The 11,853-nt window shown below is 74.0% G+C and carries 10 protein-coding genes; 4 read left to right on the top strand and 6 right to left on the bottom strand.

Annotated features, from left to right (window positions below; genetic code table 11):
- Positions 1-177: 177 nt before the first annotated feature.
- Entirely contained in the window at positions 178-621 is a 444-nt protein-coding gene (locus ABZ470_RS26795) for a CBS domain-containing protein (protein ID WP_352011806.1), read from the top strand.
- Positions 618-1,910: an ArsB/NhaD family transporter gene (locus tag ABZ470_RS26790; protein WP_352011807.1), complete on the top strand. Its 1,293-nt coding sequence runs from the start codon at positions 618-620 to the stop codon at positions 1,908-1,910. The genes ABZ470_RS26795 and ABZ470_RS26790 overlap by 4 nt, the downstream gene beginning before the upstream one ends.
- Here the strand turns inward: ABZ470_RS26790 and ABZ470_RS26785 are convergent.
- The 6 genes from ABZ470_RS26785 to ABZ470_RS26760 form a co-directional block, all read right to left on the bottom strand.
- Positions 1,907-2,917 carry an iron chelate uptake ABC transporter family permease subunit gene (locus ABZ470_RS26785; RefSeq protein ID WP_352011808.1) on the bottom strand — a complete coding sequence of 337 codons (1,011 nt, stop codon included), beginning with the start codon at positions 2,915-2,917 and terminating at the stop codon, positions 1,907-1,909. The two genes, ABZ470_RS26790 and ABZ470_RS26785, sit on opposite strands and share 4 nt — an antisense overlap.
- On the bottom strand, positions 2,914-3,981 hold the full coding sequence (locus tag ABZ470_RS26780) for an iron ABC transporter permease (RefSeq protein WP_362914709.1): 1,068 nt from the start codon (positions 3,979-3,981) through the stop codon (positions 2,914-2,916). The genes ABZ470_RS26785 and ABZ470_RS26780 overlap by 4 nt, the downstream gene beginning before the upstream one ends.
- Before the next feature lie 18 nt (positions 3,982-3,999).
- Complete coding sequence (locus tag ABZ470_RS26775; RefSeq protein WP_362914707.1) at positions 4,000-5,070, bottom strand: ABC transporter substrate-binding protein; 1,071 nt, start codon at positions 5,068-5,070, stop codon at positions 4,000-4,002.
- Between the two features lie 97 nt (positions 5,071-5,167).
- Positions 5,168-6,961, bottom strand: a complete 1,794-nt coding sequence (locus ABZ470_RS26770) for an ABC transporter ATP-binding protein (protein WP_362914705.1) — start codon at positions 6,959-6,961, stop codon at positions 5,168-5,170.
- The gene (locus ABZ470_RS26765; protein WP_362914703.1) at positions 6,958-8,652 is read right to left on the bottom strand and encodes an ABC transporter ATP-binding protein; all 1,695 of its coding nucleotides are present in this window, start codon (positions 8,650-8,652) and stop codon (positions 6,958-6,960) included. Before ABZ470_RS26765 ends, ABZ470_RS26770 begins: the two co-directional genes overlap by 4 nt.
- Before the next feature lie 64 nt (positions 8,653-8,716).
- The gene (locus ABZ470_RS26760; protein ID WP_362914702.1) at positions 8,717-9,973 is read right to left on the bottom strand and encodes an aminotransferase class I/II-fold pyridoxal phosphate-dependent enzyme; all 1,257 of its coding nucleotides are present in this window, start codon (positions 9,971-9,973) and stop codon (positions 8,717-8,719) included.
- Positions 9,974-10,346: 373 nt separating this feature from the next.
- Here ABZ470_RS26760 and ABZ470_RS26755 point away from each other — a divergent pair, with 373 nt between their 5' ends.
- Entirely contained in the window at positions 10,347-10,865 is a 519-nt protein-coding gene (locus ABZ470_RS26755; RefSeq protein WP_362914700.1) for a Rid family hydrolase, read from the top strand.
- Between the two features lie 72 nt (positions 10,866-10,937).
- Complete coding sequence (locus ABZ470_RS26750) at positions 10,938-11,849, top strand: LysR family transcriptional regulator (protein WP_362914698.1); 912 nt, start codon at positions 10,938-10,940, stop codon at positions 11,847-11,849.
- Positions 11,850-11,853: the final 4 nt, after the last annotated feature.

The raw sequence follows: 11,853 nt of genomic DNA, 5'->3' as shown, positions 1-11,853 counted from the left end.
GTGAGCCGGGAAGCCTGGTCGGCGCTGTCATGCCGTATGGCCTGGAAGGTGCTCGCCGATGTCTCCGTCCCCGCCCGCCGGGCTCCTGACCCGCCCGGGGAACCACCGCCCGCCCGGCGGAGGACCCACGTCACCGGAACCAGTGCCGCGGGTCGCCGCGGCGAGGAGGACTCTCCGATGCGCGCACGCGACCTGCTGACCGCCTTTCCCACGGTCACCCTTGAGACCCCGGTCGCCGAGGCGGCCCGGCTGCTGGCCGACCAGGGACTGCCCGGCCTGATCGTCGTCGACGGCGACGGCCTGCCCATCAGCATCCTGCCCGGCACGCAGGTGCTGCGCCTGGCCGTGCCCGGCTACTGCCAGGACGACCCGGCGCTGGCCCGGGTGGTCGACGAGGCGCACGCCGACGGCTTCCTGCGGGCGGTCGCCGGACGGACGGTACGTGAGGCGATGCCCCGCGAACGCAGGGAACTGCCGGTCACCGACCCGGACGCGACGGTGCTTGAGGTCGCCGCCCTCATGGCGCGCACCCACAGCCCGCTGGCCGCGGTCGTCGACGACGGCCGCCTGGTGGGCGCGGTCACCCTGCGGACGCTGCTCGACCGGGTCCTGGCCGCGTGAGCGCCCTCGCCTGGCTTTCGGTCGCGGTCTTCCTGGGCGCCTACGCGCTGATCGCCACCGAACGGGTGCACCGGGTCGCCGCCGCCCTCGGCGGTGCCGGGATCATGCTGCTGATCCACGCGACCGACGCCGAGGCCGCGTTCTTCTCCCAGCACACCGGCGTCGACTGGAACGTCGTCTTCCTGCTGCTGGGCATGATGGTCATCGTCGGAGTGCTCAAGCAGACCGGCGTCTTCGAGTACCTCGCGATCTGGGCCGCCAAACGGGCCAGGGGCAGGCCGTACCGGCTGATGGTGCTGCTGGTCGTCATCACCGCCTTGGCCTCCGCCCTGCTGGACAACGTCACCACCGTGTTGCTCATCGCCCCGGTGACGTTCCTGGTGTGCGAACGGCTGGCCGTACCGGTGGCGCCGTTCCTGATCGCCGAGGCGATGGCCTCGAACATCGGCGGCACCGCCACCCTGGTCGGCGACCCGCCCAACATCATCATCGCCAGCCGGGGCGGCCTGACCTTCAACGACTTCCTGGTCCACCTGGCGCCGCTGATCGTGCTGCTGATGGTGGTCTTCGTGGTGCTGTGCCGGTTCCTGTTCCGCGGGGCGTTCGCGCACGACCCGGCGCGGGCGGCCGACGTGATGGCACTCGACGAACGTGAGGCGATCACCGACCGCAGGCTGCTGTGGCAGAGCCTGGTCGTGCTTGCCCTGGTCCTGGTGGCCTTCGTGCTCCACCCCGTCCTGCACTACGAGCCGTCCGTCGTGGCGATCCTGGGGGCGGGTTTCCTGGTGGCCGCGACCAGGGTCACCGCGGAGGAGGCCATCTCCGAGGTGGAGTGGCCGACCCTGACCTTCTTCGCCGGGCTGTTCGTCATGGTCGGAGCGCTGGTCGAGACCGGCGTCATCGAACAGGTCTCCCGCGCCGCCGTCGAGGCGACCCAGGGGCGGCTCGGGGTGGCCGCCACGGGCCTGCTGTGGGGGTCGGCCGGGATCTCGGCGATCGTCGACAACATCCCGTACGTGGCCACGATGAGCCCCATCGTGGCCGACCTGGTGAACGCGGCCGGAGGCGGCGAGCACGCCAGGGTGCTGTGGTGGGCGCTCGCGCTCGGCGCCGACCTGGGGGGCAACGCCACCGCCGTCGGCGCCGCGGCCAACGTCGTCGTGCTCGGCATCGCCGCCCGCAACGGCACCCCGATCAGCTTCTGGGGTTTCACGAGGTACGGCCTCGTCGTCACGCTCGTCACCGTCGCCGTGGCCACGCCGTACCTGTGGGTGCGATACCTGCTCTAGCGGCGTCTGACCAGCAGCCACAGCAGGTACGGCGCCCCGACGACACCGGTCACGACACCCGCGGGCAGCGGCACGCCGGGCACCGCGAACTGGGCGACCAGGTCGGAGGCGAGCAGCAGCGCGGCCCCGGCCAACGCGGACGGCAGCAGGGCGACGGAGCCCGTCCGGACGACGCGGCGCGCCACCGGGGCGCTGACCAGCGCGACGAACGGCACCGGCCCCACGACGGCGACGGCCGTGGCGGCCAGGGCGGCGGCGAGCCCGAGCACCAGCGTCCGGACGCGCCCGACCCGCTCGCCGAGCGCCGTCGCCGGGTCGTCGCCCAGTTCGAGGACGGGCAGCCCGCGCCCCGCGGCCAGCGCGGCGGGCACCAGCACCACCCCGCAGGCCGCCAGCGTCAGCGAGGTGTCCCAGCCCGCCCTGCCCAGGCTGCCGTTGATCCACACCAGCGCCTCCTGGGTGTCGCGCACGTCGCCGCTGGTGAGCACGTACGAGACGACGGCCGTGCACAGGGCGGAGACGCCGATGCCGACGATGACGAGGCGGTGACCGGCGCGCCGCCAGGACAGCAGGTAGACGGCGGCGGTCGCGACCAGGGCGCCGCCGAGCACGACACCGGTCAGCGACAGGCCGCTCAGCCCGAAGGCGATGAGCCCGAGAATCCCGGCCGCACCCGCGCTCTGCGTGACACCGATGACGTCCGGGCTGGCCAGGGGGTTGCGCAGGATCGACTGGAGCAGCGCGCCGGACAGGCCCAGGCACGCCCCGGCCAGCAGCGCGGTGAGCATGCGCGGCATGCGCAGTTCCATGATGACGAACCCGGTCATCGGGTCCGCGCGGCCGAGGACGGCGCCGAGGACCTCCTGCGGGCTGACCGACGCCTTGCCGAGCGCGAGCCCGCACACGGCCAGTGCGGCGATCCCGGCCGCGAGCACGGCGGTGACCCAGGCCTCGCGCAGCCGGGCCCGCCTGCGCAGCCTGCCGGTCGGTGATCCGGTGACGGTCATCGGCGTCCCCTCCCGCGCGGCCGTACCAGGGCGATGAGCAGCGGGGCGCCGACCGCCGCGACCACCACGCCCACCTGGAGCTCGCCGGGCCGCGCGACGATCCGGCCCAGCACGTCGCAGCCGATGAGCAGGATCGGGCCGGAGAGCGCCGCGTACGGGACCATCCAGCGGTGGTCGGGTCCCGCGAGCCTGCGTGAGGTGTGCGCGACGATCAGCCCGGCGAAGGCGACGGGCCCGGCGGCGGCGGTGGCCGAGCCGCACAGCAGCACCACCGTCAGCGTGGCGAGCGCCCGGGTGAGCCCGACCCGCTGGCCCAGGCCACGGGCGGTGTCCTCGCCCAGGGCCAGGCCGTTGAGCGGCCTGCTGACCGCGACGGCGAGGACGAGCCCGGCGGCGACGCCGGGCAGTGTCTGCCACAACACCGGGAACCCCCGGGCGGCCAGCGCGCCGACCTGCCAGAAGCGCATCTGGTCGAGGGCGGAGCGGTCGGTGAGCAGCACCGCGGTGACCAGCGAGGTGAGCGCCGCGGTGACCGCGGCCCCGGCGAGCACCAGGGTGACCGGGCCGGCACCGCCGCGTCCTCCGGCCCCGGCGACGCCGTACACGAAGGCGGTCACCACCGCGGCCCCGGCGAAGGCGAACCAGATCCTGCCGCCGTCCTGGACGCCGAGGACGCTGACGGCGACGACGACGGCCAGGGAGGCGCCGGAACTGACGCCGAGCAGGCCGGGGTCGGCCATCGGGTTGCGGGTCAGCCCCTGGACGACCACCCCGGCCACGGCCAGGCCCAGCCCGGCCACCACCCCGACGAGGGTCCGGGGCAGCCGCTTCTCGACGATCACCAGGTGGTGCGGGTCCGCCGGGTCGTAGTGGGTGAGCGCCTGCCACACCGTGCGCGGCGGCAGGGCGTTGGCGCCGACGGCGAGGCTGAACGCGCACACCGCGACCAGCGCGACGGCGAGCAGGAGCAGACCGGCGACCAGGGGGCCGGTCCGGCGCCGGGACGCGGGACCGGCAGGGACCGCGGGTCCCCGGGCGTCCCGGGGCGCGGACAGGACGGGCACGTACGGATCTCCAGAGGGCTACGCGCCGGCCTTCGCGGCGGCGGCGGCGAGCTGCGGGACGTACCGGTCGAGCATCCACGGGATGGACAGCACCGTCGGTGCGCTGCTGGCCATCACGAACGACTCACCCACGATGGGCGCGAAGCGCTTGTCCCTGACGTTGGGCATGGCCGAGATGACCGGGTCGGCGACGAACTTGTCGGCCTCCTTCTGGGAGCCGAAGTACATCACCAGGACGTCGGCCTCGATCTTGCCGACGTTCTCGTAGCTGACGTTGTAGAAGTAGGAGCCCGCCTTGGGGTCGGCGTCGAGCGCGGCGACGCTGGGGCTCACGGTCATGCCGAGGTCGCCGAGCAGCGCCACCCGGGGGTCGCTGGCCCGGTAGACGTTGAGCTGGTCGGCCTCGTTGGCGGCGCCGTACAGGAAGGACCTGCCCTTCAGGACCGGGTTGGCCGCGGCGAGGGAGGCGACGTAGGCGGCGGTCCTCTCCTTCAGGGCCGTGGCCTCGGCGCTGCGGCCGAGGGCCTTGCCGATGATCTCGACCTGGTCCTGCCAGGGCAGCGCCCAGGGCTTCTCCGGGTAGGCGACGACCGGGGCGATCCTGCTGAGCTTGGCGAACTCCTCCTTGGTGATGCCCGAGTAGGGGGCGAGGATGACGTCGGGGCGGACTTCGACGATCTCCTCGAACGGCACCTCACCGCTGTCGGAGCTGAGCAGGACCGGGGTGGCACCGCCCAGCTCCTTGATCTTGTCCGCGTCCCAGGGGAACACGCCGTCGGCGTCCCCGCCGTAGGTGTTCCTGGGCATCGCGACCGGGACCACGCCGAGGGCGAGCACGGCGTCCTGGCTCGACCAGCCCCAGGTGACCACGCGCTCCGGCCTCTTGGTGATCACGGCGTCGCCGAGCGCGCTGGGGATGGTGACGGGGAAGGCGTCGCCGGAGGGCACGGCGGGGGAGGCGGCCTGGCCCGGAGAGGACTGCGCCCCGGGTTCGGCGGGGGAGGCGGAGCACCCGGCGAGCGCGAGGGCGGTCAGGGTGACCAGCGCGGCCAGTGCGGTCCTGGATCGCGACCGTACGGCGGTGAGCATGCGATCTCCAAATGACGGAGGGAGATTTAGGTAAGCCTTACCTTATAAGCACCTTCCGTCACTCTGTCACCGGGGGTGGGGGAACGGTGACAGGTGATCACTCCGCCGTGGCGCGGGTGTCGGACCAGGCCTCCCACAGGGCGGCGTAGCGCCCTCCCACGGCCAGCAACTCCTCGTGCGTGCCGCTCTCCGCCACGCGCCCGTCCTCCATGACGACGATCCGGTCCGCCGTCGCGGCCTGGGTCAGCCGGTGCGCTACCACCAGGGCGGTACGGCCCTCGGCGGCGCGGGCGGCGGCCCGTTCGAGCGCGCGGGCGCCCGCGCTGCCCGCCTCGGCCGTCGCCTCGTCGAGCACCGCGACCTCCGGGTCGGCCAGTACCAGCCGGGCCAGCGCGAGCTGCTGCACCTGGGCGGCGGTGAGCCGGTGCCCGGCCTCGCCGACGACCGTGTCAAGCCCGTCGGGCAGTGCGCGCGCCCACTCCAGCGCGCCGACCAGGGCGAGCGCGGAGCACAGCTCCTCCTCGTCCGCCTCCGGACTGGCCAGCCGCAGGTCCTCGGCCAGCGGCCCGGCGAACACGTGCGACTCCTGCGTGACCAGCACCACCGCGCGCCGCGCGCCCGGCCGGGCGGCGGGCAGCCGTACGGTCCCGGACGAGGGGCGCTGGACGCCCGCGACGATCCTGGCGAGCGTCGACTTGCCGGCCCCGCTCGCGCCGACCAGGGCGACCTGCTCACCGGGGCGCAGGACGAGGTCCACCCCGCGCAGCACCGGTCGTCCCGCCTCGTAGGCGTGCCCGGCGTCGGCCACGGTGACCGTCCGCTGCTCCGGGCCCGGTTCCCGCCCGGCCTCCGGCTCCGTCTCGGGTTCCGGGGGAAGCGTGGCGACCCCCGCCAGACGCGCCAGCCCGGCCAGGGCCGACTGCGCGTCGTCGAGCAGCACGAGCGCGTTGTTGATCGGGCCGAACAGACTGTGGAAGTACAGCGCGGCGGCGGTCGCGGTGCCGATGGACGCCGAGCCATCCTGAACCAGGAGGAACCCGGCGAACAGTACCGCGGCCAGCCCGATGTACTCGGCGATGTGCAGCCGGCTGTAGAAGCCCACCACGAGCCTGACCCCGCGCATCGTCAGCTCGATCGCCGCCCGCGAGGCGTTCGCGACCCGCCCGGCGTGCTCCTCCTCCATCCGGAAGGCACGTACGGTCTCCGCGCCGCCGATCGTGTCGAGCAGGCGCTGCTGTATCGCCCCGGCCGCGACGCGCTGGCGGGCGTAGAGCGGCACCGCGTTGCGCACGTACCAGCGGGCGGTGTGCGCCTGGACCGGCACCGCGAGCAGCGCGGCGACCAGGAAGCGCCAGTCGAGCAGCGCCATGGCGCCGAGCGTCAGCACGATGGCCAGCAGGGAGCGGGCCAGTTCGGGCAGGGCGTTGCGCACCGACTCGGCCACCCGGGACACGTCACCGGTGACCCGGGCCGTCAGGTCGCCGGAGCCCGCCCGTTCGACCCGCTCCTGCGGCAGCAGCAGCGCGCGCTCGACGAACCGCTCCCGCAGCGCGGCCAGCATGGTCTCGCCGAGCCGCGAGACCAGCGTCAGCCCCAGCGCCGTCGCGCCGCCCTGCAGGAGCGCGACGAGCACCAGCAGCACGGCGGGACCGGTCAGCTCCGTGGCGGGACGGCCCTCGGCGACCAGGTCGACGATGTGCCCGAGGAGTGGCTGGGGGAGCAGCCCGAACGCGGTCGCGCCGACCATCACGGCGAACCCGGCGGTGGCGAGCCCGCGGCGCGGCCGCAGCAGCTCCCACACGAGGGCGCGGGTCCGCGCCGGGGAGGCCGTCGGCAGCGCTCCCTCGGGGGGCGGCGCCGTCTCCGGCTCCCTCCCGCGGTCCCGGGTCACGTCAGCACCGCCGAGCGGTAGGTCTCGTTGCGGCGGGCGAGCTCGGTGTGCGGCCCGGTCTCCACGATCCGGCCGCCGTCCAGCAGCACCACCCGGTCGGCGACCGTGAGCAGCGCCGGGCTGGTGGTGACCATGATCGTGGTACGGCCCCGGCGCAGCTCGCGTATCCCGGCGGCGATCCTGGCCTCGGTGACCGTGTCGACCGCCGTCGTCGGGTCGTGGACCACCAGCACCGGCCGGTCGGCGGCCAGCGCCCTGGCCAGGGCGACCCGCTGCCGCTGCCCGCCGGAGAGCGACCGGCCGCGCTCGGCGACCGCCGTCTCCTGCCCGTACGGCAGGGCGCGGGCGACCTCGTCGGCTCCGGCCGCGGCCATCACCCGCCCCAGGTCGGCGTCCTGTTCGGCGACGGCCCCGACGTTGCCGAGCAGCGTGCCCTCGAACAGGTCGGCGTCGTGCGCGGCGACCAGGACGGCGGAGCGCAGGTCACCGGGGTCGAGGTCGCGCAGGCTGACCCCGTCGAGCTCGACCGTCCCGGTCTCCGGGTCGGCCCGCCGGTCCAGGCAGCGCAGCAACGCGAGAGCGTCCGCCGGGTCGGTCGCGGCGACACCGAGCAGTTCGCCGGGCGCGACCTCCAGGTCGATCCCGCGCAGCCCGGCGTGCCCGACCGCGCGCAGGCTGAGACCGCCCCGGAGGTCACGCGGCAGCCGTACGGCGCCGGGGGTGACGGCGGGCGGCGTGGCCAGCACCTCGGCGATCCTGGTGGCAGAGGCCCTGGCCTGGGCGAAGGCGGTGTTGACCCGGGCCAGCGACTGCAACGGCCCGATCAGGAACAGCGCGAGCCCGACCGCGGAGATCAGGTCGCCCAGGCTGATCCGCCCGTCGACGGCCAGCCGTCCGCCGGACAGCCCGACGACCGCGATGAGGCAGCCGGTCAACGCCAGGACCACGCCGTTCTGCAGCGCCTCCGCCCTGGCCGCGCGCATCGTCGCCGCCAGGGAGTCGCGGCTGGTCGCGCGGTACCTGTCCAGGGCGGCCCGTTCCGCGCCGATGCCCTTGAGCACCCGCAGCCCGGCGACCAGGTCGGCGGCCACGCCGGAGGCGCGCGCGGCCCGGTCCTGCTCGGTGGCGCTGCGCCGTTCGAGCGGCCTGCTCAGCAGGTGACCGAGCCACAGCAGCGCCGGGGCGCCTGCCAGCACGACCAGGCCGAGCGGGACCGAGATCCACAGCAGCACGGCGGCCCCGGCCAGCAGCCCGGTGAACGTGGCGGCGGCACCGGGGATCGCGTTGGCCAGCGCGCCGACCCGCCTGGCGTCCTCGGTGGCGATTCCGGCGAGCGCGCCGGGAAGCCGCCCGGACTCGGCGCCGCCGCCGGGATGCAGGACCCGGCCGACGACCTCGGCGCGCAGGGTGTGCGCGATCTCCTCCATGGCGCGGTCGGAGGCACGGGCGCCGAACCGGTAGCTGAAGGACAGCACGAGATAGACGACCGCCAGGACCGCGAGCCAGCGCAGCAGGGCGCCGAGGTCACCCGCGACGACACCCTGGTCCACGGCCAGGCCGATCAGCACCGGAACCGTGGCCTCTCCCGCCTGGTGCCCGGCGCGCAGCACGGACCCGGCCAGGACCAGGCGTCGCCGCCCGCCGAGCGCCCGGCGTAGAACCACCTGTCCCGGCGACCTCGACCGGCTCACCCGCGCCTCCCGACGTCATGATTAGGGAAGGCTAGCCTATTGTGCGGGTAATGTCCGTTTTGAGTCAGCGATGTCGGTCAGGTGTGTCATTCAGCGCCTTCACCATCCGGTCGAGGGCGGCCTCCCACTGAGCCTCGTCCCTGGCGTAGCAGACCCGGAACCGCCCGACCCCCGACGGCCCGAACTGGTAGCCGGGACTCACCACGACCCCCGCCTCCCGCTGCAGGAGACGGGCCACCGCCACGTCGCTGAGGCCGAGCGCCGAGACGTCGGGCCACAGGTAGGCCGTGCCCGCGCCGGGCCGTACGACCAGGCCGTCGACCTGACGCAGCCGCTCGACGGTCAGGTCGCGGATCACGCGCAGCTCCTCGACCCGGCGCCGCACGAACTCCCGGTCGTCGACCAGCCAGCGGGTGAGCAGCTGCTGGGCGTAGGCGGGGGCGCGCAGGCAGGTCATCGCCATCACCTGCTCGATCGCGTCCACGATCTCCGGGGGCGCGACGACGACCCCGATCCGGTAACCGCTGAGCGACTCGGTCTTCGACCCGCCGAGCATGGTCACCGTCCGCTCCGCCATCCCCGGCTGGGCCGCGAGATGGAAGAAGGGGACGTCCGGATAGACCAGCCTGCAGTACAGCTCGTCGACGACCACCAGGAAGTCGTGCCGTACGGCCAGGCGCGCCAGGCCGCGGACCGTCTCCTCGGTGTAGACCGAGCCGGTCGGGTTGTTGGGGTTGGACGTCAGCAGCAGCCTGATCCCGTTCCCGGCCACCTCGTCGAGCGCGTCCAGGTCGAGCTGCGGCCCGTCGGGACCGTCCACCATGCCGACCCGCACCACCCTGGCGCCGAGGAAACGCAGCATCCGCTCGACGAACAGGTACTCCGGGTCGGCGAGCGCCACGGTGTCGCCGTCGTCGACCAGCGCGCTGAGCGTCGTGAACAGGCCGCTCTGGGTCCCGGCGGTCAGCACGAGGTGACGGTCGGGATCGACGTCCACGCCCAGCAGTTCCGCGACGGGACGGGCGCAGGCCCGCCGTACCCCGTCGCCGCCCCGGTAGGCGGTGTAGGCCAGTTCACCGTCCCCGGCGGCCAGGGCGAAGGTCTCCAGCGCCCAGTCCGGCGGCGGGAAGCGCACGGTGTCGAAATGGGTCGTGTCGAGCAGTCCGTGCCCCGCGCCGTCCAGCCGCAGGCTGAGATCGGCCTCACGCACGGACGAGCCGATGAGCCGCGCCCGTTCCGGCAGGTGGGTCGCCCGCAGGCGCCGTGACTCCAGCCGTGACCCCGGCTGTGATCGCGGCTGCGGTTCCGGGTTCTGTTCCATGGAATGCCCCGTCGCTCTCATGTGGTTCGCTCCGTTGAAGTCGCCGACGCGTCCCGTCGTGTCGAGGCGGTGGCCGGTGGGCCGTCTCGGAACCGCCGCGGTCAATCAAGTGAACGGGAACCCCCGGGAAACGGGCAAGCGCGGGAATCTGCACCGTCTCTTTTAGCTTTGCTAACGGGCCCCGGCGCGGTCGCCGCCCGGCCCGCTTTTTTAGCGGACGTTAAAACACCGATTTCGAAAACGTTTCTTGTCCGGTCTCCGGGCTTTTTGGCAGACTCTGCGGTCGGCGACGGGACCTCTTCCCGTGGCCGCCGTCCGCCCCGGCAGGGTTCGGGACGGGGCCGGGGCACGTCGCCCACAGTGAGGAGCCGCCATGGAGCCGAGCGACCAGACGTCCAAGGACGCGATCACCCGGGAGGAACACCGGACCGCCTCGCCGCCGGCGCACGGCACCGTACCCGTCCACACCGGACGGGCGCCCTCCCCGGCCGGGCACTACGCCCAGGCCGTACGGGCGGGCGACTTCGTGTACGTCTCCGGCCAGGTACCACGCGCGCCGGACGGCGGTTACACGCCCGCCGACGTGCGCGCCGAGACACTGCTGACCCTGCGCAACCTGGCCGAGATCTCCCACGCGGCGGGCGGCGGCCTCGGGGACGTGGTGAAGGTCACCGCCTACCTGGCGCGGCCCGAGTACTTCGGCGAGTTCAACGCGGCCTACGCCGAGTGTTTCGGCGGCCACCGCCCGGCCCGCACCACGGTGGTCGCGGGGCTGCGCGAGGTGAAGGTCGAGGTGGACGCGGTCCTGCACCTGCCCGCCCCGCCCGCGGAGGGCGACGCTCGACCCCCCGGAGGCCATCGCTGTAAGCTGCCGGACGAGCACGAGCCGTAGGCCGACGGCGTGTCCTGCCGGTCGCGTCCCGCGGACCATGGCGCGAACCACGGCGGGAACGAGGTGACATCCGTGACCAACCTGAGCCTCGCCGGCCTCCGCGCCATCGACGCCCTGGCGACCCACGGGTCGGTGACCGCCGCCGCGGGCGCCCTCGGCTACACCCCCTCGGCCATCTCCCAGCAGATCGCCCGGCTCGAACGCGACGTGCGCCAGGTCCTCATCGACCGCCAGGGACGGCGGATGACCCTGACGGTCGCCGGTCGCATCCTCGCCGAGGCCGCCGGTCGCATCGTGATCGAGCTGGAGAGCATGAACGCCGAGCTGCAGGCGCAGACGGAGACGGTCACCGGCCCGCTGCGCGTCGCGGCCTTCCCCACCGCGGCGCGGGGGGTGATCCCGGCGGCGATGCGGGAGCTCGGGCAGACCTGGCCGTCGCTGGAACCGCAGCTCGTCGAGGTCGACTCCCACCGGGCGGTGGAACTCGTGGCCAAGGGCACCGTCGATCTCGCCGTGGCCCACGACTGGGCCGCGATGCCACTCGAACTGCCCGAGGGGCTGCACTCCCGCCACCTGGGCGACGACGTCTCCGACGTGCTCGTCTCCCACACCCACCCGCTGGCCCGCCGGACCTCGGTCGAGTTCGACGACCTGCGGGAGGAGAGCTGGCTCTACGAGCCGGGGTCCGTGGCCCACGACTTCCTGCTCAACGCCTACCGCGACGCGCCGGGTACGGCCCGCTTCACCCACATGGTCAGCGAGTACGCCAGCCAGATCGAGATGGTCGGCGCGGGTCTCGGCGTGGCCCTGGTCCCCAGGATGGGCCGGGGGCCGCTGCCCGCGACCGTCCGCGCGCTGCCCGTCAGCTCGGCCCCGCTGCGCCGCGTCTACGGCGTGTGGCGGACCGCGACCGGGCGGCGGCCGGCCCTCACCGCCGCGCTCGGTGTGCTGGAGACGGTCTGCGCACGGCTCGGGCGGCACTGACCGG

Origin of the sequence: Streptosporangium sp. NPDC020072 (assembly GCF_040631445.1) — a bacterium.
GTDB lineage: Bacteria > Actinomycetota > Actinomycetes > Streptosporangiales > Streptosporangiaceae > Streptosporangium.
The sequence above is the reverse complement of the archived record's forward strand: the minus strand, read 5'-3'. Positions and strand labels throughout refer to the sequence as shown.